The sequence below is a fragment of the Pseudoalteromonas sp. MMG013 genome, assembly GCF_018100885.1.
Lineage (GTDB): Bacteria > Pseudomonadota > Gammaproteobacteria > Enterobacterales > Alteromonadaceae > Pseudoalteromonas > Pseudoalteromonas aurantia.
Genome location: NZ_JAGJEE010000004.1, coordinates 119,672 through 142,544 on the forward strand (window position 1 = coordinate 119,672; position 22,873 = coordinate 142,544).

General features: G+C 41.1%; 19 protein-coding genes. 8 read left to right on the forward strand and 11 right to left on the reverse strand.

Annotation, left to right across the window (positions count from 1 at the left end):
- The first annotated feature begins 206 nt into the window (after positions 1 to 206).
- The 5 genes from J8L98_RS05645 to J8L98_RS05665 all read left to right on the forward strand — a co-directional run bounded on the left by J8L98_RS05645 (position 207) and on the right by J8L98_RS05665 (position 6,743).
- A complete protein-coding gene (locus J8L98_RS05645) occupies positions 207 to 1,889 on the forward strand; it encodes a chloride channel protein (protein WP_192508775.1) in 1,683 nt (560 codons plus the stop codon).
- Between the two features lie 13 nt (positions 1,890 to 1,902).
- Entirely contained in the window at positions 1,903 to 2,337 is a 435-nt protein-coding gene (locus J8L98_RS05650; RefSeq protein ID WP_210995673.1) for a CopD family protein, read from the forward strand.
- A gap of 105 nt (positions 2,338 to 2,442) precedes the next feature.
- Positions 2,443 to 3,459: an aspartate carbamoyltransferase gene (locus J8L98_RS05655; RefSeq protein ID WP_210995674.1), complete on the forward strand. Its 1,017-nt coding sequence runs from the start codon at positions 2,443 to 2,445 to the stop codon at positions 3,457 to 3,459.
- A 16-nt stretch (positions 3,460 to 3,475) separates the two neighbouring features.
- A complete protein-coding gene (hemL, locus tag J8L98_RS05660) occupies positions 3,476 to 4,756 on the forward strand; it encodes a glutamate-1-semialdehyde 2,1-aminomutase (RefSeq protein ID WP_210995675.1) in 1,281 nt (426 codons plus the stop codon).
- Between the two features lie 145 nt (positions 4,757 to 4,901).
- Positions 4,902 to 6,743: a methyl-accepting chemotaxis protein gene (locus tag J8L98_RS05665; protein WP_210995676.1), complete on the forward strand. Its 1,842-nt coding sequence runs from the start codon at positions 4,902 to 4,904 to the stop codon at positions 6,741 to 6,743.
- A 24-nt stretch (positions 6,744 to 6,767) separates the two neighbouring features.
- Here the strand turns inward: J8L98_RS05665 and mrcB are convergent, their stop codons facing one another.
- From mrcB to J8L98_RS05685, 4 genes are all read right to left on the reverse strand, one after another.
- Positions 6,768 to 9,128 carry a penicillin-binding protein 1B gene (mrcB, locus tag J8L98_RS05670; RefSeq protein WP_210995677.1) on the reverse strand — a complete coding sequence of 787 codons (2,361 nt, stop codon included), beginning with the start codon at positions 9,126 to 9,128 and terminating at the stop codon, positions 6,768 to 6,770.
- A gap of 119 nt (positions 9,129 to 9,247) precedes the next feature.
- Complete coding sequence (locus J8L98_RS05675) at positions 9,248 to 10,477, reverse strand: ammonium transporter (protein ID WP_210995678.1); 1,230 nt, start codon at positions 10,475 to 10,477, stop codon at positions 9,248 to 9,250.
- 10 nt (positions 10,478 to 10,487) lie between these two features.
- Positions 10,488 to 10,826 carry a P-II family nitrogen regulator gene (locus J8L98_RS05680; RefSeq protein ID WP_192508782.1) on the reverse strand — a complete coding sequence of 113 codons (339 nt, stop codon included), beginning with the start codon at positions 10,824 to 10,826 and terminating at the stop codon, positions 10,488 to 10,490.
- 173 nt (positions 10,827 to 10,999) lie between these two features.
- Complete coding sequence (locus J8L98_RS05685; RefSeq protein WP_210995679.1) at positions 11,000 to 12,232, reverse strand: diguanylate cyclase; 1,233 nt, start codon at positions 12,230 to 12,232, stop codon at positions 11,000 to 11,002.
- A gap of 275 nt (positions 12,233 to 12,507) precedes the next feature.
- On the opposite strand from J8L98_RS05685, the gene J8L98_RS05690 reads away from it, so the two are divergent.
- Positions 12,508 to 14,016: a carboxypeptidase gene (locus J8L98_RS05690; RefSeq protein WP_210995680.1), complete on the forward strand. Its 1,509-nt coding sequence runs from the start codon at positions 12,508 to 12,510 to the stop codon at positions 14,014 to 14,016.
- A gap of 130 nt (positions 14,017 to 14,146) precedes the next feature.
- Positions 14,147 to 14,962 carry a DUF2797 domain-containing protein gene (locus J8L98_RS05695; protein WP_192508785.1) on the forward strand — a complete coding sequence of 272 codons (816 nt, stop codon included), beginning with the start codon at positions 14,147 to 14,149 and terminating at the stop codon, positions 14,960 to 14,962.
- On the opposite strand, the gene J8L98_RS05700 is transcribed toward J8L98_RS05695, so the two are convergent.
- Positions 14,935 to 17,451, reverse strand: a complete 2,517-nt coding sequence (locus J8L98_RS05700; protein WP_210995681.1) for an EAL domain-containing protein — start codon at positions 17,449 to 17,451, stop codon at positions 14,935 to 14,937. The two genes, J8L98_RS05695 and J8L98_RS05700, sit on opposite strands and share 28 nt — an antisense overlap.
- Positions 17,452 to 17,527: 76 nt before the next feature.
- Here J8L98_RS05700 and J8L98_RS05705 point away from each other — a divergent pair, with 76 nt between their 5' ends.
- Positions 17,528 to 17,830, forward strand: a complete 303-nt coding sequence (locus J8L98_RS05705) for a hypothetical protein (RefSeq protein ID WP_210995682.1) — start codon at positions 17,528 to 17,530, stop codon at positions 17,828 to 17,830.
- 15 nt (positions 17,831 to 17,845) lie between these two features.
- On the opposite strand, the gene J8L98_RS05710 is transcribed toward J8L98_RS05705, so the two are convergent.
- The 6 genes from J8L98_RS05710 to J8L98_RS05735 all read right to left on the reverse strand — a co-directional run bounded on the left by J8L98_RS05710 (position 17,846) and on the right by J8L98_RS05735 (position 22,828).
- Positions 17,846 to 18,763, reverse strand: a complete 918-nt coding sequence (locus J8L98_RS05710; RefSeq protein ID WP_210995683.1) for a histone deacetylase family protein — start codon at positions 18,761 to 18,763, stop codon at positions 17,846 to 17,848.
- Positions 18,764 to 18,865: 102 nt separating this feature from the next.
- Positions 18,866 to 20,422 (reverse strand): serine hydrolase, encoded by a 1,557-nt coding sequence (locus J8L98_RS05715; RefSeq protein ID WP_210995684.1) that lies wholly within the window; start codon positions 20,420 to 20,422, stop codon positions 18,866 to 18,868.
- A complete protein-coding gene (locus J8L98_RS05720; RefSeq protein ID WP_210995685.1) occupies positions 20,409 to 20,939 on the reverse strand; it encodes a gamma-glutamylcyclotransferase family protein in 531 nt (176 codons plus the stop codon). Before J8L98_RS05720 ends, J8L98_RS05715 begins: the two co-directional genes overlap by 14 nt.
- A gap of 13 nt (positions 20,940 to 20,952) precedes the next feature.
- A complete protein-coding gene (locus J8L98_RS05725; protein ID WP_210995686.1) occupies positions 20,953 to 21,576 on the reverse strand; it encodes a LysE family transporter in 624 nt (207 codons plus the stop codon).
- Positions 21,560 to 22,354, reverse strand: a complete 795-nt coding sequence (locus tag J8L98_RS05730; protein ID WP_192508792.1) for a hypothetical protein — start codon at positions 22,352 to 22,354, stop codon at positions 21,560 to 21,562. The genes J8L98_RS05725 and J8L98_RS05730 overlap by 17 nt, the downstream gene beginning before the upstream one ends.
- Before the next feature lie 3 nt (positions 22,355 to 22,357).
- Positions 22,358 to 22,828, reverse strand: coding sequence for a CreA family protein (locus J8L98_RS05735; protein WP_210995687.1), 471 nt, complete (start codon positions 22,826 to 22,828; stop codon positions 22,358 to 22,360).
- Positions 22,829 to 22,873 lie beyond the last annotated feature (45 nt).

Consider the following 22,873-nt stretch of genomic DNA (forward strand, 5'->3'; position numbering starts at 1 on the left):
TAATCAAGTATAGTCATCGTACCTTAATTGATTAAAATTACACCACATCAATGTAGACTCAAAGGCAATGTCTAGCTTAAGTCTTAAGATGAATATTTATAACAAGCATAATATATAAATTCCCCCTCAAAATTTGGGTTTGCCACTAAGACGAAGTGACATTTTTTTGATAGACTTAAGTCTTTAATATGACATGGAATTAAGATATGTCGCTGGATACATTACGGCGTAGGTTAGCCAAACCCAAAACATCTGTACAACTGTGTTTACTCGGCGTATGTGCTGGTTTAATTGCGGCTATTCTGATCATCTTATTTCGTCTGACCATCATATTCATACAGTCTACTTTCTTAGACTCCCCAGATCACTTCTCGCAACTCCCTGAATTTCAACGCGTTGCACTACCGGTGTTTGCTGCATTACTCATTGCTTTGTTTGCTAATTTGACTGGCTTTAGACATTACCGGCTAGGTATTCCTTTCGTGATACACCGTATTAAACATCACTATGGACAAATGCCAATTTGGAACACAGCAAATCAATTTTTTGGCGGTGCCGTCGCACTTATTAGTGGATTTTCTGTTGGTCGTGAAGGCCCTTCCGTTCATATGGGAGCCACTGGTGCAAGTATTTTAGCTGAACGACTGCATTTACCAATGAATGCATCTCGTACCCTTGCGGGGTGTGGTGTAGCAGCGGGTATTGCCGCATCATTTAATACGCCACTTGCTGCTGTAATTTTTGTCATGGAAGTCGTTTTAAGGGAATACAAAATACATATTTTCGTACCCATTATGCTCGCGGCTGTCACAGGCGCCTTAGCCACTCAGTTCGTATTTGGCGCCAGCTCTGAGTTGGCGCTTATCAACATCACGCCATTGAGCTTTTGGCACTATCCCTATTTAATTATATGTGGTGTAATACTTGGTGCTGTAGCCTTTAGTTTCAATCAAAACCTCATGCTCATAATAAAAACATTTAAACCTCTAAGCATGTTACCAAGGTTACTTTTAGCAGGGTTAATTGCTGGCCTTATTGGTTATATGGTCCCCCAAGCCATGGGCTCTGGGATGAGTGCTATTACCATTGCTGTTGATGCACCTGAGAATATTCAGCTACTCACAACCATACTCATCGCCAAATTACTTGCAACATTATTTGCTATTGGGCTGGGCATACCAGGGGGATTAATCGGCCCTGTCATAGGACTTGGCGTTGTCATGGGGACTTTGATGTCGTTTTTTGCACAATTTATTACTCCAGGCGTCGATGTCAGTGGCACGTATGGCGTTTTAGGCATGGCTGGACTATTAGCTGCCACATTACATGCGCCATTGGCCGCTTTAACCGCGGTGATGGAGTTAACATCAAGCCATGAAATCATTGTACCAGCCATGCTGGTGATTTCCGCCGCCTATGTTACTGCACTACAAGTGTTTGGCAATCGCTCCATCTTTTTACAGCAGCTTGACTTCCAAGGCTTACCGTATCAAGTTTCACCTGCCAGTGAAGCACTACAAAAAGTCGGAATTATGGATGACATGGATGAGCACTTTAAATTACTCTACTCTGATGACAAAGATCAGATAAAAGAAACGCTTGGCGCAGTAAATAGCCAAACCCCTCTCATTGTATTTGATGAAGAAAATGGTTACCGGTTAGCTGAGTACGACCTCAATCTAATGAGCGACCAAAACATGAATATCTCTTACATTCCTCTGCAAGGGTTAAGCAGTCAAGCGACGTTATCAGATGCATTTGATGTCCTAAAAGACAAACGCAGTGGCGCTGTATACATTTATAACCAAAAAGACAATCGACAAATTATGGGGATATTACGATGGGATCATATCCGCCATATTTTAACCACTCGAAACAGCTTACTTTAAATTTGAGGGCACAATGAGCTTACTTTTGACTTATAAGGCACTACACCTTTTTTTCATGATCGCATGGTTTGCAGGTATTTTTTATCTACCGAGATTGTTTGTGTATCACGCTATGACACAAGAGAAGTCATGCAGCGCTATGCTCAAAATAATGGAACGTCGCCTCTTATTTTTTGTGACACCGTTTGCCATACTGACGCTCGTTTTTGGCGTACTCACCATTGTTGAATACGGACGAGAATGGTTTCGTCATAGCATGTGGTTACATTACAAATTGGTCTTTGTGATCTTGCTATACCTTTATCATGGTCTGTGCTTTAAGTTACTCGCAGACTTTAAACATGATAGAAATAAACGTAGCGATCGCTTTTATCGCTATTTTAACGAGTTTCCTGTTCTCATGTTACTTGCGATTGTATTACTCGCAGTACTCAAACCAAGCCTTTAATTATGTTACAATGGCGCGCCAAATAACCATGCGACTGCATGCCCGTTATCATGGTGGTTTGCTGTGCCGCAAGCCCGTTGTCAATCTGTGATTAGGAACCACCCCATGTTAAGTTTCCAAGGTGAAAACATTCTTTCCGTGAATCAATTGGATCGAGAAGCAATTGAACATATTTTTGCTGTCGCAAAACAAATGGAACCTTATGCCAAAAAGCATAAGCGAACGCGTGTTTTAGAGGGCGCTATATTAGCCAACCTATTCTTTGAGCCAAGTACTCGTACCCGAGTGAGCTTTGGTACTGCATTTAACTTACTCGGTGGCATTGTCCGAGAGACAACAGGCATGCAAAGCTCTGCATTGGCAAAGGGTGAGTCTTTATACGACACTGCTCGTGTGATATCTGCTTACGCCGATGCCGTTGCAATGCGTCATCCTGATGCCGGTTCAGTGTCAGAATTTGCAACAGGTTCAGACGTCCCCGTAATTAATGGTGGTGATGGCCCCAATGAGCACCCAACCCAAGCATTATTAGACTTACTAACTATCGATAGAGAGCTTGGACGTTTTGAGCGTGGTATTGATGGGATGCATATTGCGTTAGTGGGGGATTTAAAATACGGTCGTACCGTACATTCCTTATCAAAATTATTATGTCATTATAAAGATATCCGCTTTAGCATGGTTGCACCAGATGGATTGCAAATGCCCGATTACATTTTAGATAGTGTCAGTAATGCAGGTCATAAAATAGAAATCGTGTCAAAAATGGAAGATAACTTAGCTGCTGATATCGTCTATCAAACGCGTATTCAAGAAGAACGCTTTCCTTCTCAAGAAGAAGCAAACAAATACCGCGGTGGCTTTAGGATCAGCCAGGCCATTTATAACGCGCACTGTAAACCTAACTCAGTATTAATGCATCCACTGCCGCGCGATAGCCGCAGTGATGCAAATGAGTTAGACAACGATCTCAATAATAACGACAACCTCGCTATATTCCGTCAAGTACAAAACGGTGTCTTGATCAGAATGGCGTTGTTTGCGTTAACGCTCGGTGTTGAAAACCAAATTACCAAGTATGAAGCCGATGTACCTTGGTTTAGCCGAAAGCGTAATAATTAAATAATAGGAACTAAAAATGACCATTAGCCAAGATTTATTTTCCCGTGCACAAGCTTCTATTCCTGGCGGTGTAAATTCACCTGTGCGTGCATTTAATGGCGTAGGTGGTACGCCTTTATTTATTACCAAAGCCGAAGGCCCTTTTACATTTGATGCTGACGGTAATCGTTACATCGATTATGTTGGTTCATGGGGACCCATGATTTTGGGACACAATCACCCTGAAATTAAACGCTCAGTACTGGAAGCAGTCGAAAACGGTTTAAGCTATGGTGCGCCGACTGAAGCCGAAATACTCATGGCCGAAAAAGTGAAAGCGCTTGTACCATCTATTGAAAAAGTTCGTATGGTAAGTTCTGGTACCGAAGCTACCATGAGTGCGATCCGCCTTGCTAGAGGGTACACACAACGTGATAAAATCTTAAAGTTTGAAGGTTGCTATCATGGCCACGCAGATTCTTTACTTGTTAAGGCTGGATCTGGCGCTTTGACAATGGGAGTACCTAATTCACCGGGTATACCTGAGGACTTTGCTAAACATACCCTCACGGTCTCTTTTAATGATTTAGAAGAAGTGAAAGCCATTTTTTCTGAATATAAAGATGAAATCGCGTGTATCATTGTGGAGCCTGTCGCAGGTAATATGAACTGCATTCCACCACAAGCTGGCTTTTTAGAAGGCTTACGTGAGGTATGTGATACCCACGGTACGGTATTGATTTTTGATGAAGTTATGACCGGATTCCGTGTTGCACTCGGGGGTGCGCAAGCATATTACAACATCCAGCCTGATTTAACTTGCCTAGGAAAAGTGATTGGTGGCGGTATGCCAGTAGGTGCTTTTGGTGGTAAACAGGTAATTATGGATTATATTGCCCCAGTCGGCCCCGTGTATCAAGCCGGTACGTTGTCTGGTAACCCTATCGCGATGGCTGCGGGTCTAAAAGCGCTGGAGCTATTATCTGTAGATGGCTTGCATGACGAGCTAGAAGCGAAAAGTAAAGCGTTATGCGAGGGTTTTCAGCAAGCTGCTGATGCCGCTGGTATTCCACTCACAACAAACTTTGCAGGTGGTATGTATGGCTTTTTCTTTACCGAGGCGGAAACTGTCACGAGCTATCAACAGGCGACACAGTGTGATTTAGAGCGTTTTAAGCAGTTCTTTCATCTAATGCTTGAAGAAGGCGTGTATTTAGCACCTTCAGCATTTGAAGCTGGCTTTGTAAGTACAATGCATTCAGATGAAGATATTAAAAATACCATTTCAGCAGCTGAACGCGTATTTGCAAAACTCTAACTGTGCATGACTTAAAGTCGTAATAAATCACTAAATTAAAGCCCATTAGGGCTTTTTTTATGTCTACTTACTTTATTTTGAACTAATATAAACATTTACACGGTCTACTATTCTCGAATATTTTTAACATTCAAAAGTGAACAATATGCAAGGATTAAGAACGCTCAGCGCGCCTGCAACACAATTTATGGCGCAATTAAAATATAAAACAAAAATTAGCTTAGTTTTCGGTATTTTGCTGGTTCCATTGAGTTTAAGCCTATTCTTTTTGACAAATATATTGTCAGACTCAATTCGGGTCAGTAAAGAACAACAACATGGTTTAAGCATTTACCCCAAATTGCTCTCAAATATAATGCAAGAGCGTACTGAAAATAACCGACGCGTTGCCACTGAGGCTGGGTTTAAAATTGCAGCTCAAGAAAACTCATCGGTTTTAGAGCTCGTATCAATCCAATCAAAATTGGCAATTGATGATAATTTAACTCGCTCGTATATAAATAGAACTTTAGTTGAATCAACGCCTCGATTACTGTCACAAATTAATGCAGTAGCAGAGCAAGCAAACAAAGTCATCAGCGCAGGACGATTCACTCCTGATAGTTTTATTGCACTATCGAATCTCAATAAAGGGCTCCCCACCTTTAATGAACAATTACAAAGTAAATTACAAGTTGCACTGCGAGCGATGCCAAGCACAAGAACAATATTACAACGACATATTGATGCTCTTGAGAAAAGCTTAGATGAATATAAAGCCGCTGTGACAGATAAACTCCTAGAACCAGATGATTTACAATTATCTCAAAATCAGTTTAGGCGCTTTCATCAAACCGTTCTTGATGATGTCAGCTCACTCGTTAACTCAGCAACACCTCAGTTAAAAGAATTACTCACGCACAAGCTCGATCAACAGCGAATGATACGAAACACCGTTGCTGTTGCTGCGCTAGTTAGCTTATTAATGGCTATTTACTTAATGCTTGGTTTTTATTTTGCTGTTTCCGATAGCATTTCTAATTTTTCCCACACAGCAGCTAGAGCAGCCAGTGGTGATTTAAGCGCGAAAGCAACAGCTCATGGTAAAGATGAAATGTCTATCATCGTAGAACAATACAACAAAGTGATTGATGCGTTTGTACATATACTGGAAGATGTAAATACTACCAGCAGTGATTTACATACAGCCACAAACCAGCTAAGCCAAATCAGTCAAGATACCCGTGATGATGTGGACCAACAGCAAAATAAGATCCAAACAATTCACGGAGCACTAAGTGAAATGGCGCACTCTGCTGATTCTGTTGAAACATCGGCACTACATGCAACCGAATTAGCCTCAACCGCAGCCCAACATGTCAAACAAGGGACAACAAATACGACTGAATTGGCGCAACATATGACTGAACTACAACAAGAGTTTGAAGAAAGTCGCGGAGCACTCGATAAGCTAGCACAAGATAGTCAAAACATTAGTAAAGTCAGCGCTGCCATTAGCGAAATAGCTGAGCAAACAAATTTACTGGCATTGAATGCAGCCATTGAAGCAGCACGAGCAGGTGAACAAGGCCGTGGGTTTGCAGTTGTCGCTGATGAGGTACGTACACTTGCCAAGCGAACACAACAACAAACTGAAGAGATCCACAGCATTATTAGCTCCCTACAAAGTGCTTCTAACGACACGCAAAGTAAAATGCGCAACAGTGTTGAAAAAATGGAACTTGGTGTGAGCGCTGCTAACCAAACTAATCAAGTCCTGCAAGCTGCTGAGCAGAGCATGATAGATATAGATAAACAAGGTCATTTAATTTCTGATCTAGTTAAACAACAATCCAACGCGACCCAACAAGCGCTTGCTGATTCTAGTGAAATTAGTAGCTTAGCGGAGCATACACTTACTTCTGCAGAGGCAACACAAGATGGCGCACACAAATTATCGACCATGGCAACTCACTTGCAAAGTGCTATGAGCCAATTTAAAACATAAGCACATTTATTTAGCCCAACAGAGCTAACACTTAGGTCTTGGCTCAAATTCACTCACTCGCACCGGTAACTGAATGACTTTCCCACAACTTGGCGGTGCTTGTTTCCCTGTCTTTTCATTGACAAAAGCCCAACGTATATCACTTGGTCGATTGTCAGCAATGGCCTGTGGGTTAAGCGGTTTTAAATAACGTATATACAATTCAAGTGCACCACTGGCTCCCGTTAAACCCGTTGGTCGGTTATCATCTCGGCCTAACCACGTCACTGTCACTGTATTATGGTCAAATCCAGCAAACCAACTGTCTCGCAAGTCATTGCTTGTACCTGTTTTCCCTGCAAGTTGAATGGAAGGGAAATGCGCGTTGAGGCGTCGAGCCGTGCCATCTTTTGTCACTCTCTTCAGACCATACTTCGTCATATAACTCGCATCATCAGAAAAACGTTTCTCGGCATCTACTTGATGTTCATAAATCACTTTACCTAATGCATTCGTCATCGCCGAGATACTGGTTAACTTGCTATATTCGCCATTACGGGCAAGCGTGCTATATATTTGTGCTACATCAAAGCTTGATAACTCTAGGGCACCCAATAGCAAAGACGGATACCGGCTAACATGACCTTCAAAGCCGAGTTTTGTAAGTGAGTTCGCCACATTATGAACGCCAATATCAAGTCCTAAATTAACAACGGGAATATTGATACTTCGACTAAATGCCCTAAACAGCGGCATACTACCACGAAATTTATGATCGAAATTCTCAGGTGTCCACGTATCCCCGGCTTCATCTGTGACTTGTAATGGCGCATCCTCTAATAAGGTGCCTAAATTGTACTGGGGTTGTTCTAATGCCGTTAAGTAGACAGCAGGCTTCACCAGCGAACCAATATTTCGTTTAGTGTCTAAAACCCGATTAAAGCCACTAAAACGCACGTCTCGACCCGCAGCAAGAGCAGATACACCGCCCTTCTCAACATTAACTGCCACCATAGCCGTTTCAAGTTGCTTTGTTTTAAAACGTCGCTCTAAATAAGGCAAACCTTCACGAATAGCATCTTCCATTGCGGTTTGTTTTTGTAGATCAAAATAAGTAAAGATCCGCACTCCAGCATGAATAATTTCTTGGTTTGGAAGTAACCTTTTGAGCTCTCGATCCACTAACTCTAAATAACCAGGGTAGCTTTTGTGCAAACTATTTTTTAACGATTGAATCTTTATTGGCCTGGCGAGTGCCGCTCGAAATTCATTTGTCGTGATATGGCCTGATTCAACCAGCAAACGCAGCACTAAATCTCTACGTTCTCGAACCCTTTCAGGGTAACGTCTTGGATTATAATATGAAGGTCCTTTCACCATCGCAATCAATAAGGCTATTTGATCAAACTCAAGTTCATCTACTGGTTTAGCAAAGTAAAACTCCGCCGCCAACCCCATACCATGAACGCCTTGGTTATATGCTTGACCTAAATATACTTCATTTAAATACGCCTCTAAAATTTCATCTTTGCTGTAGCGATAATCTAAGATCAGCGCAATAAAAGCCTCATTGATTTTGCGGACTATCGAGCGCTCTCGAGTTAAGTAAAAATTTTTAGCTAACTGCTGCGTTAACGTACTGCCCCCTTGTACCGTCCGGCCAACTTTAATATTGGTATAAAATGCCCGCATAATAGACCACAATGACACACCGTGATGCTCATAAAAGTCTCGGTCTTCGACTACAAGTAATGCTTGCTTCAATATATTTGGGAACTTATCTAAAGGAACAAACTCTCGATCTTGATTACTTTCATTACCAATGCGTGCTATTTGAACAGGCTCTAATCTGGCCGATTTCACTCTACGACCATCTTGACCAACAATACTCGCAAGCTTTTTACCTGCAAAGTTTAAAGTAAATATTTGTGCTTGCTCAGCACCATCATGAAAGTTAAACGTTCGTCGATGTACTTTAATCGTGCGGCCTTGTTGCACATACTGCCCAGTTCGATTGAGTCGATTAACATGCGAATAGTTAAGGCGCTTTAATTCCCATAAAACTTCGTCCTCTGATAAGTATTGGTCGGGATAAAACGTCATTGAACGCGCATAAACCTGCACCGGCAATTGCCATTTGTTCCCCTCGAACTGACGTGTAATCTTGGCATCTAAATAGACGACATAAAACGCAACCATCACAATACACGCCAAACTGCCTTTCCAAAATAGATTCCAGATTGTTTTCAGAATGCGCTGTTTAATACGCTGTAATGTTGAGTGTTTAGAGGGCATTTTTGCCGCTTTTTTTCGAGGCTTTGCTTTTGTCGTTTTTACGTTTCTTTTACTGGGTGATTTAACTGTTTTATCAGTGCTTTTTTTAGAACCCGTGCTTTTTTCTGCCATGCCTACCGTACTAGAGGGAGCGTTAAATAGTGGATAAGCCTAGAGTACCTCAGATTAACCTGACCTGAAAGATACTACGGGCCTATAAAGCCCGTTATCTTGAGATATCGTGATGCAAGTTACTGTGAGCGAACACTCACAAACTCTGGGTAGGCGTCAATACCACAGTCATGCTGATCCATTCCATTGATTTCTTCTTCCTCTCCAACACGAATTCCTATCGTGTTCTTTAGTAAAGCCCATACTAAATACGACACAATAAATACAAACCCTAAAATACTTATTAAGCCAATAAACTGAATTCCAAACGTCGCATCTGAATTAGAAAGAGGAACTAACATAACACCTAACATGCCACATGTACCATGAACTGATATTGCACCAACAGGGTCATCTACTTTTGCTTTATCTAAAAACACAATACTGAATACCACTAATGAACCACCCAATGCGCCTAACAAACAAGCCTGTAAAGGGGTCGGCGATGCTGGTTCGGCGGTAATAACAACCAAACCTGCTAAGGCACCATTTAACACCATCGTTAGGTCCGCTTTTCGCCATAATGCCTTACACACTAGAAGTGCTGCAATCGCGCCAGTTGCAGCAGCTGCATTTGTATTAAGCAAAATTTGGCTGACCGCAATCGCATTACTTTTATCTGCGATGAATAACTGTGAGCCACCATTAAAACCAAACCAACCCATCCATAAAATAAAGGTACCCAATGTTGCTAGTGGCATATTTGAACCCGGTATAGGGTAAATCTCACCGTTTTTACCATATTTACCTTTTCTTGCGCCTAACAATAATACACCCGCTAATGCAGCTGCTGCTCCGGCTCCATGAACAATAGCCGAGCCAGCAAAGTCTACGAACCCTAAGTTAGATAAAAACCCTCCCCCCCAAGTCCAATAGCCTTCAACAGGATAGATAAAGCCTGTCAGCACCACCGTAAATGCAAGAAATGCCCATAGTTTCATACGTTCAGCAACAGCACCCGATACGATAGACATCGCGGTCGCAACAAACACCACCTGAAAAAAGAAGTCGGCCTCTAAAGCATGATCTGCTTCAGCGCTCGCAGCACCAATTAAAGCACCAAAGCTAGGCACTACCCCACCCTCCGTGTTACCGACATACATAATATTGTACCCAACCAATAAAAACATGGTGCATGCTATGGCATATAATGCAATATTCTTGGTCAAGATCTCTGTGGTGTTCTTAGAGCGGACTAAGCCAGCTTCGAGCATGGCAAAGCCAGCAGCCATCCACATCACCAGTACCCCTGAAATTAAAAAGTAAAATGTATTTAGCGAAAATTTAAGTTCTATAATTGCGTTTTCCATAGTTTGGTCCTCAAATAGCTTCTTCGTCTAATTCACCAGTACGGATCCGCACAATCTGATCTAGTTCGTATACAAATATTTTTCCATCACCTATTTTTCCTGTATGAGCAGCCCGTGTAAGTACATCAACAACACGTTGTGTATTTTCGCTGTGTGTTGCAATCTCTAGTTTAATTTTAGGAATAAAATCAACCTGATATTCAGCACCTCGATAGAGCTCAGTATGTCCTCGCTGTCGGCCAAAGCCTTTTACATCAATGACAGTCATCCCTTCTACCCCCAGATCTGCCAGCGCTTCTCGTACTTCATCCAACTTAAATGGTTTTATTATTGCACTTATCATTTTCATTGTTAGTCCCCTTAGGACAGGCTTATCCTGTAGTGACAACAATCCAACCTTTATGCCAATAATTTTTTGTTTTTTATTTCATTAAGTTAACTATCGAGGGAATATGAATTGCATAAAAAATGCACCAATAAGGTGCATTATTAAGATAGCTGGGCTGAACTGGTGCGTACAGATTAACTGTTCACTACAACACAATTACGCTGCTGGGCCTTAGCTTGATACAACGCTTTATCCGCAGCACGCATGATTTGGCTTAATGAGCCATAATTACAAAAAGCCAAACCTATACTGACAGTACAAAATAGGGCTTCATCATTAATGTCAAACTCTGTTTTTGCCAACCTATGACGAAAATCATTCATCGCTTGCTCTGCAACTTGCATATTATTCCCAGGTAAAACAACAGCAAACTCCTCGCCACCAATTCGCGCCACCGTACAATGGTTAAATGCACTTTTTAATAAGTCTGCAACTTGAGTTAAAACTGAATCTCCGCCCTCATGACCATATTTATCATTAATGCTTTTAAATAAGTCTAAATCAAGTAACGCTAAAATATATTGCTCAGGTTTAGATTTAAATAACTTTTCCGCTTGTTGACAAAAGAACCGACGGTTATAAAGCCCTGTTAAATAATCACGGTGTGCATATTCTTTTATCTCAGCAATTAAATTTAGCTGCTCCATTGTTTGCATAATGCGGCAATGAAACTCTTCATTCATAAAAGGTTTTGCTAAGAAATCATTAGCACCAAATTTAATAAATTTAGCCGAGAGACCATGACTGCCCGCACCTGATAAACCGATTATGGCCAATTCATCACGTCCACGACTATTACGAATAGCTTTCACTAATTCAAAACCATCCATCGTTGGCATCGCATAATCCGTAAGCAGTAACTTAATGTCATAGTCTTCTTTAAGCATATGCAAAGCTTGCTCACCATCTTGTGCTTCGAGTACAGTAAACAGTTGCTTTTCCAGCATCTGCCTCATAACTGCCCGGCTGATCATTGAATCATCTGCGACCAGCGCCTTGCATCCTTGATTACGTAACAAGCGCGAAACCAGTTTAACGGCGTAAAGGTATGAGTCTCGGTTATCTTTGATTACATAATCAACCACACCCAGCTCTAGCATTTGTTGGCGACTATATTCGTCAATTTTAGAAGTTAAAACCACGGTAGGTACATTTTGTCTTAATGTCAGTTGAACAACCTCTCCATCCATCGCATCTGGTAATGTGAGATCCACTAACGCCAATGTATATTGATGTTGGTTTAAATATTCTTGGCTTTCTTTTAAAGACCAAGCAAAATCTATCTCAACCTCTAAATATAGGCTGGCCAAATGACGCAGAACTTGCTGCACCACTTTACTGTCTTCAACAATTAACACTCTTTGCATGGGAATGAGGCTCTATTACTACTAAGAGAAACTTAACGGATCAAGAATTTAAGAAAATAAATACTTTAATACGACATAATTAAGTCGTAAATATACGCGATTTTTGTTACAAAAAAAACCACAAATACGTTACAAACTACAATCAATTGAGCATTTTTAACTAGTCTTATTTTATTACTTACAACAATCTCATTGAGCACACCATTAAACTCAAATCCTTTGCAATAATGGCCCAAACCTTATTTAATAGATCAATTGTGAAAAGTAGGACTGATATGAAACTCATTAAAGCATTGGTGCTTATCGTCACCTTTATTAGCACAGTGGCATCAGCCACTGAAAATAGCAGAGCTATTGATGTTGATAGCCATATTATTACTAAACATAAAGCGACTATTAATAATCAAAAAATAAATTATACGGTTAATACTGGCACCCAGCCAGTGTGGAATACGCAAGGTCATCCCATTGCAACATTACATTATACCTACTATAAAAAAGACAAAGTAAAAGATGACAGTAAACGCCCGCTATTAATTTCATTCAACGGCGGGCCGGGCTCTGCATCTGTTTGGATGCACATAGCTTATACAGGGCCAAGAGTTCTAAAAATAGATAATGAAGGGTACCCAGTGCAGCCATATGGCTTACAAGACAACCCTTTTTCAGTGCTGGATGTTGCAGATATTGTGTTCGTAAATCCAGTCAACACCGGATACTCTCGCGTACTACCCAATAAAGATGGCACAATGCCCAGCAAAGCGGACCAGAAAAAATGGTTTTTTGGGGTCAATGCTGACATTAAATACCTCAGTGAATGGTTGAACACCTTTGTCACTCGTCATAATCGTTTTCGCTCACCTAAATTTCTCATTGGTGAAAGCTATGGCACAACCCGTGTTTCTGGGTTAGCTCATGCATTACAAAATCAACAATGGATGTATATTAATGGAGTCGTTTTAGTATCACCAACTGACATTGGCATCAAACGCGAAGGTCCCATGAAAGCCGCTAACCGCCTGCCGTATTTTGCCGCAGCCGCGTGGTATCACAAAGCATTGGAGCCCAGCTTACAAAATAAAGATTTATTAGAAGTATTAGCTGAGGTAGAGACTTATACTATTGATCAATATTTACCAGCTTTGGCCAAAGGCGCTTTTATTAGTACCAAAGAGAAAGCAAGCACCATTGTACAAGTAGCCAAATACAGTGGCCTATCTGAAAAGTTCGTAGCACAAAATAACCTAGACATCCCCACTGACGCTTTTTGGAAAGAGTTATTAAGAAGCAAAGGATTTACCTTAGGCCGATTAGATTCGCGCTATTTAGGTATTGATAAACGAGATGCTGGCGACAGTCCAGACTATTGGCCAGAGCTGACATCGTGGTTGCATTCATTTACACCAGCCATTAATTATTACTTAAGAGAAGAGCTCAATTATAAAACTGATGTTAAATATAATATGTTTGGAGATGTCTCCCCTTGGGATCGCAGTAATAATGAAACAGGTGAACAACTTAGATTGGCTATGGCTCAAAACCCTTACTTGAATGTGATGATTCAAGCTGGCTATTATGATGGCGCTACTAATTATTTTGATGCTAAATACACTCTTTGGCAGCTAGACCCCAGTGGAAAAATGCGGGATAGATTAAGTTTTAAAGGGTATCGTTCAGGGCATATGATGTACTTACGCCGTGCCGACCTTAAAAAATCAAATCAAGAATTGCGCGAGTTTATTCAATCTTCATTACCTAATCCTGATGAAGCTGCAAAATATTGATATATAAAAGTGTGAAGATGTTAGCTAATGCATTTTCACACTGGCTCCGATAAATAACGAACTGAAAGTTGGCCCTCCCTCCTGCGCTTTGATAATATTGCTTTTTTATAACATCTTTAGGGGCGTAAAGATGCAAGGTACCTTGAGTAAGTTAAAAGCACAACTCACTGATCCTATTCAGTATCAATTACCTGTTGGTGATGCACTAATAGATCTTAACCCGTTTATCGGCAAGCATATTACATTAACCCACACAGGCAATATATTTTGTAGCAACTGCGGTAAAAAAACCAAAAAGAGCTATTCTCAGGGGCATTGCTTTGTATGTATGAAAAAGCTCGCAAGTTGTGACATGTGTATCATGAAGCCTGAAACTTGTCATTATGATCAGGGAACCTGCCGAGAGCCTGAGTGGGGCGAAAACAATTGTTTTACTCCTCACTATGTATATTTGGCCAACACATCAGGTTTAAAAGTGGGTATTACTCGACACACCCAGATCCCTACCCGTTGGATAGATCAAGGCGCAACACAAGCTCTCCCTATTTTTAAAGTACAAACCCGATTACAGTCAGGACTGGTAGAAGTTGCACTTGCAGAGTTCATTGCGGACAAAACAAATTGGCGCAACATGCTCAAAGGCATTAGTGTTGATGCCGATCTCAAAGCTGCAGCGGAACAGTTAATTCCACAAATCCAGAAAAAACTCAGTGAACTTGCCGAGTTGTTTGGTGCAACCGCCATTGAATTGCTCGACGAAGAGGTCGTAGACCTCTCATTTCCTGTTGACGTATACCCAAAAAAAGTGAGCTCATTCAACTTTGACAAAAACCCCGAGGTCAGTGGGACATTACAAGGGATCAAGGGACAGTACTTAATCTTTGACACTGGGGTGATCAATATTCGAAAGTTCACCTCTTATGAAGTCAACTTTGCGCAATTATAAAAATTAATCCAATTAGTCGCAGCCAGAGGCTTACAAAACAAGAAACCTTGTAGTGTATGACAACCCAGTTTTTGTAGAAATTGACGTTGCTCTGGCTTTTCTACTCCTTCTGCAACAACGTGTAAATTCAGTGCTTTCGCCATCGCAATGACCGCACTTACAATTTCACTATTGCCATATTCATCGGGGATTTTTGCAATAAAGCTGGCATCAATTTTTAAGATATCTATTGGTAGCTTGGTCAGATAACTTAACGCCGAATAGCCTGTTCCAAAGTCATCTAAAGCAATTGATACCCCCAAATTTTTCAGTTTTTTTAATTCAGCTTTGGCATCATGTAAGTTACTAATAAAGCTGCTCTCTGTCAGCTCAAGTTCCACATAACGACCATTTAAACTATGCTTATTTAGCGCATGTGCAACTGTCATTGCAAGATCCCCTTGACACAAATGCTGCGCGGAAACATTGATTGCAATACGTCGAATATCTACCCCCTGATATCGCCAAAACGCCATTTGCTCACACGCTCGATTAATCACCCATTTATCCAACTGTATTATAAGGCCCAACTCTTCGGCAAGCGGAATAAACTGCGCTGGTGAGATCATACCCAAGTTAGGATCATGCCAACGAAGTAAACACTCTACACTGCTGATCCTGTTACTTGTTAAGCATTGCAATGGTTGAAAATATAATTCAAATTCATCGTTATCAAGTCCGCTCTGGAACCGGCTAAGCATTGATAAGCGTTCCAACGAACGTGCATTCATTGAGGCCCTATATAATTGAAAAGAATTTCGACCAATTTCTTTTGAGCGGTACATAGCAACATCAGCATGTTTCAGTAGCGCTTCACTGTCCAACCCATCTTCAGGGTAAATTGCAGCGCCGATAGATGCGGTAGCCGTAACACATATTTCCCCCAGTTCAAATGGCACACTCAACTGTTCTAAAATCTTATTTGCAAACTCAACAACACTGTCAATATCACTCACTTCTGTGAGCAAAATAACAAACTCATCTCCCCCTAAACGTGCCAGAGTATCCCCTTCTCTGAGTTTTTTCTTTATGCGTTCACTGACTTGGATCAATAATTGATCCCCAGCACTGTGCCCTAATGAATCATTTACTTCTTTGAAACGATCGAGATCAATAAACATAACCGCTAACGTTTGCTTATCTCGATGTGCCCCGGCTAGGGCCATAGATAAGCGGTCATGAAATAAACGCCTATTTGGTAAGCTCGTTAGTTCATCAAAATACGCCAACCTTGCTATTTTTTCTTCTGCATTTTTACGCTCGGTAATATCACTAAAAATCGCCGCATATAAAACATCTTCGCTATAAGGCTCTTTGATCTCAATGATTGTTAGCCATTCAACATATACATCGCCATTTTTTTTCCGGTTACAGATTTCACCTTGCCAAACTCCTTTATCATGAAGTTGTATCCACATTTTTTCGTAATACTCTGCACCATGTATCCCAGAACTCAACAAACTCGGATTCTGACCTAGTACTTCATAATCCTGATAACCTGTCAGTATGCTAAATGCAGGGTTTACTTGAATGATCTCTCCATCACATCGAGTGATCATGATGCCATCTAATGAGGCATCAATGATGCGGTTCGCTAAGTAGAGGTTCTTTTCTGATTTTTGTAATGCAACATCACGTTGTGCTAAAACCTTCTCAAGCTCACTGCAATAAGCAGTTTCAATTTCCGTTAAAACGTTCTTGAGTGCCAACAATCCAATCACTAACTCTGTTTTCGGATCTTTAACAACCAAGTGCCGAATCGATTTAGCTGTCATTAACCGGTAGGCATCAAACAAGCTGTCTTCCGGTGTCACAGAGTACATTGGGTAACTTGCTAGTTGCCAACAGACCATTCGCCAGTCAGGATTTAACACCATATAGGCGATATCTCGTTGCGTAATAATGCCATATTCAGCTAACGTTTCGTTAAACACTAACACCGCGGTATCACGCTTTTCTTTCATTGCATTGATGGCGACAGATATACAATCATCGCTTTTTAGTACGCTAATTTTTCGTTCAAAATGATCTGCGATCGATCGAAAATGTAAATAGTGATCTAAGCCTTGATTACGCACAATATCAGATAAAGACACCGCACCAATGGCCTGATTATCTTCATCTTTCACCAAAAGATGCCTTATCCCTAATTGGTGAAACTTGATTGTCGCCTCTCCTAAGGTTTTATTGATGCGAATGTCGTGTACAGGCGACGCCATCAATGCCCCTATCGGCGTGAGAGAAAATGTTGGATTCTCAAAATTCAATTTAACACTATCTGATTCCGTCCAAATGCCAACGATGCGCTCATTATCGGTAACAAAAATAGCACTCACTTTATCCACTCTCATTAGTTTTACAGCATCAACCAAAGGTGTGTCTCGCCCACAAGAGAGTAACCTATTAGAAAATATATCTTTAATTTGTAATTGACGGTTACCAGTTTCCATAAGCTCAGTCTCGCTTTTTAGCAATCCGAACCAGTATAATGTTGCTCATCATTCATACTTTGATTAAGAACAAAAAATGACAATAAAATCCTACCCTTTATTATTATGTTTTCCAGTGAGTATTGACTTTATTAATAATGAAGAATGCTTGAAAATATCATTGTATTACATTGATAAACAAACACTTAAAGATGTAATTGTGATATACGAAAATGGCGAATGTTATAATTTATCACAGCAACTAGTTAGCCCAATCAACCTAGATACATTAACCCGACTGGTGCAACAATCACTTATTAACGAAGGTCAGTGCTGCGTTGAAAAAATACTTTTAACTTCACCCTCTCAGGCTTTCCCATTGTTAAAAAGTATTTCGTAATCACTCTATTTTGACTCAACCATTAACCAACGCTTTAATATGCGTGACAGCACTGCGCCCCAATGCTGACAAATCATACCCACCTTCTAGATAAGAGATGATACCAAGTGCATGACTATCATTAACAAATTGCACTACTTGCTCTGTGAACCATTGATAATCCGACTCTATAAACTTCAAACTGCCCATCTCATCTTCTAAATGTGCATCAAAACCCGCGCTAATAAAAATGAGCTGAGGAGAGAATTCAATCAGTTTCGGTAACCATTGTTGAGTGAATAAAGCACGTAAATCATCACCATCACTGGCAATTGGCAGTGGTGAATTTAACACTGTATCTGTATTTTCAATCGCTGTATTTGGATAAAAAGGATATTGAAACAAAGAGCAAAATAATACATTTGGATCTGCTTTAAAAATATCTTGTGTGCCATTGCCGTGATGAACATCTATATCCAGAATCGCAACCCGCTCTACTCCCTGTTGTTTGGCATATGCAGCAGCTATGGCAACATTGTTAAATACACAAAACCCAGCAGATGTGTGCTGGTTAGCATGATGCCCTGGCGGGCGAACACTACAAAAAGCGGCATCCAAATTACCAGCCAACACTTCATCGACAGCTAAGAGGCCTGCGCCAATAGCACGCTCAATGGCTTTAAATGAATCCGGACATAACCAAGTATCACCATCTAACTCACTCAGACCCTGTGTAGGTAATTGCGTCAACACTTTATTTATCAGCGCGCTATCATGCACCAAGCCTATATGTTCAAGCGTTGCCGCAGGTGCTTGTTTTTGTGCAACAGCAATATCTAATCCTGACGCCAACAGTCTATCAGCTATTGCATCTAACCGAGCGGGACATTCTGGATGTTCAGTTATCATCTTATGTTTACGGCAATAAGGGTGACTGATCACAGCTGTACGCATGTTAGCTCCTTTTAAGTAGTTTGATAGCAACTCATATTTTAACATGCAGTGTAGCAAAGCCGCCTGCACCGGACTTTGCGACTTTGGTGTAATCACCCGAGTTTATTTCGCCATTAACTTCAAATCGTGAAAGTCAAAGCTAAAATCCGAAATATCTGGATTCACAAATTCCATTGTGGCATGGCTGACAGCCTGCTCTTTATTCAGTTGAAAATAAATATAGGCATCAGCTTCAAGGCGCTGCTCATCCCACCGAATAACAAACTGATTGCCTGAAACATGTTCTAATTGGCCTTTTAACATTTTGGTATGTGTAAAATCGATACGCAACTTACCGTCCAGTGATTCGACAATAACATCTCCATACCACTGGCTCGTGAGCGTCCCAGTATAATATTGCAGCGGTAATGGCGCCTGCTTTACCGCTGGCGAAACAACCCCAGCCTCCGCGTACAACTTCGTCTTTTCTAACTTATATTCAGTGGCTAATAATGTAACCCAATCTTTATCTGTTCGTCCCAAAGCATCTTCAAATACTTCATGGATTATCGCTGTCAGTGCTGGATATGCTTGTTGATTTGATAACACCACTACACCTAGTTTTTTCTCTGGGATCATCGCCACTTGTGATACCATCCCTAAAATCCCACCACCATGACCTAGTTTTTTATAACCAAAGTAATCTTCGATAGCCCAGCCAAGACCATACCCTCGAAACTGCTGACGATAGGCATCAAACGATGACTGCTTTGGCAACCTCATAATATGAGGATGCCACATTTGCACCTGATGTTCGGCATTATACAATTGCGCTCCTTGTTGTGTTTTACCAGCGGCTAATTGCGTCAACAACCACTTGCTCATATCATCTACATTGGATGCAATTGCACCGGCACCACGAAAGTCTTGCAAATAGTCGACGAAAAAAGGCGTTAGCTTACCATTATCAGGGATATTACCTGTCGCCCAATTCTTATTATCCTTTTCGATACGTGAGAATCCCGCTTTCGATGCTTCCATGCCCAATGTTTTAAAAATGCGCCGCTCAACAAATTCACGCCAACTTACACCTGATACTCGAGCGATCACTTCACCTGCAACAACAAACATTAAATTGTTATATGCATATTCACTACGAAAACTGGAAGCTGGAGGAATATGCTGTAACCCTTGAATAATATCTTGCACTGATTTATCCGTATCAGGCCAAATCATCAAATCGCCAGCACCTAGCCCCAATCCACTACGGTGGCTTAATAAATCTCTGATAGTCATATGTGCTGTTGCATACTCATCGTACAGGCGAAACTCGGGTAAATGTTGAGTCACTTTGTCGTCCCAACTTAATTTTCCGTCATCTATGAGCATAGCAATACTAGCAGCAGTAAATGCTTTAGAGTTGGATGCTATACCGAACAGTGTATACTCATCTACTTTAGCGCCCGAAACGATATCTCTGACACCATAGCCTTTTGACAATACGACCTGATCATTTTCCACGACAGCAATCGCAATACCTGGAATATCAAATTGCGCCATCGCAGCATGGACAGCTTTATCGACATCGGCAACATTCACTGTTACCTGACTTTTCGCCTCTGCAAATTCGCTCTGCACTAACAGAAGAGCGGTTGCGACGAACGTTCTAAAAGGTTTCATTATTTTTTACTTCTTTATTTTTATAAATCGACAGCTCATTCTCTGAACGGCATTTTTGCACATCAACAACAGTACGCTGTTGCTGAATGCACTCTAAATAAGATATCGGAAAGCCATGCTCCAACGCGCCCGCATACACATGCTGAACATACCAATCAAATGGCAACTGATCCGCAATAAACGTATTTGCAATGTAACAATATGCACTCACCTTTTCTCCTGAGATCAGCTCCACCAAGATCTCAGTTCGGTCGTAACGAGTCCCTTCAATATTATCAAGCAACAATTGTTCCTGCGCGTTCAAGGCATAGAGCACACCAAAAACTACGTTATGCTCAGAATGGGTTCGGTGAATATTGCATTTTGCGGAACCATCTGTACTTAACATTGAAAAATTAAGTTCAAAACCATACAACTGTGCGACACCCACTTTTTTGGCCTGCGGCAAGCGCGCAAGCAGTCGTTTACTCGACATATTTGAGCCAAACGCAAAATTATAATAAGTCGCTATTTCCATTATTGCGTACTCATTAAATAACGACTCTAATCGCCAGTGCAATTAAAATCACGCCTATTCCTCTATCAAACCAATGACCCGCTTTGTGAAAAAATGCCCGTACAGTATCTTTAGTGAGCATGACCGATAAGAAAGAAAACCACAGCCATGTGGCTATGGCCATATAGCCACCATATATCGCCTGCACATAACTGGGTGTATCTGCGGAAATAACTAACGTAAACAAAGATAAGAAAAATAAGGTTGCTTTAGGATTTAATGCATTCACTAAAAAACCGCGGCGTAATGCCATAAAGTTAGATTCAATATGCGTAGGATGCTGAGGTTGTGCAACAGAGTTAGTATTGGCTTGCGCCTGCAATGCTTGCAGCCCCATATACGCTAAATACGCACCCGCGACATATTTTAAAACGTTAAAGGCAGTCTCTGACTGAGCTAATAAAATAGCAACACCAAATAGACAGTAAGTAACATGTACAAGAATTCCCAATGCGACCCCAGCACTAGTCCATAAAGCATTTGCGCGCCCTTGCTGGACGCTTTGTTTTAACACAAGTGCAAAATCAGGACCTGGGCTTGCTACCGCAAAAAAATGCGCTATCGCTATCAGCAAAAACTCATCAAGATAGGCGAGCATGACGCTGCTCCTCAAGGGCCAACAATATTGGGTTTGGCGTGTCATTAATATACAATTTCAACTGCTTTTGTGCTTTTTTGTAAACGCTGCGTAAGTGAGGCTTCAAATGCTTTTTACCATCAACTTGAGGTTTGAAATGACAAATTAACGCGTGCATAAAAACGGTTTGTGGTTCAGTCAACGCTGCCTGGCGGTTCGCATATGGATTATAACATGACCCACATCCGCCCTTAAACTGATACACCGTATTACTCATCATGACACCAAACCCCAAAAAACAAGCCAACGCATCGCTTGCTGCGGCAATTTGCTCCTCACCTCCTGGGGGTAACACGCCTCGATGGTAAATCATCACCGTGGCGAGCGAACCAGCAAAGCTCGCAACTAAATCTTGTGGCTGATTGATCTGATTAGGGTTATAAGACAATTGCATATTCAGTGCAGGGGGGTTAACTAATTTCGCTTTTTCACCCCGTATTTCATCAATAAAGCTAAACATAGGCATACTTTGTTGCGGCATATGTTGTTGCGGGTTAACCACACTAATTGGCCATGCTTGCATGCCCGCATAATGGCTTACTCGATTGAATACAGTACTGGCCATCTGTTCGACACTCGTTACTTGGTCTGGAAAAAATGCGCCTGTGGGCTCAATGATCTGGGTTTCAGTCATAAAATATTGGCCGTCAAACTGCTCACATGCCCATACAAAAGTGTCAATTAGCCACTCAACTTCTGAGTCGCTTAATAATGGTTGTGATTTAAAAAGTGTCAACATAACTTACTTTGCCTTATTTGCCCATTCCCATGCCTGTGTGCCGTACAATGGTACAGTAGACAGAGCATGGTGGTGACTACCACTGGTCTCTTTTGTTGAATACGATAAATAAATTAAACTACGTGTCGGTGCGTCAAAAATACGTCTCACTTTGAGTGACTTAAACAAAATGCTTTTCGAAGTTTTAAATACAATTTCACCACTTTTCGACAAATCAATCTCCTGTAACTGCGTAGCAGTTATTGGGCCTGTTTGGCGGCAAGCAATAGACATATCAGAGGGGTCTGAAAAATCAAGATCTGCTTCAACATGGCTAATATGACAAGTCACGCCGCTGACCAACGGGTCTTGCTGAGCTGACACAACAACATCTTTAGTGGTGAATAATCCTAGACTTACTTTCGCTGCATCATCTGAGCATGCAGATAAAGTACTAATGCACAGTAATAACCCAACCAGTTTATAATTAAACATTTGGCTTTGCTCCTTAACTTCCTTAATATAATTGGCATTTACGCA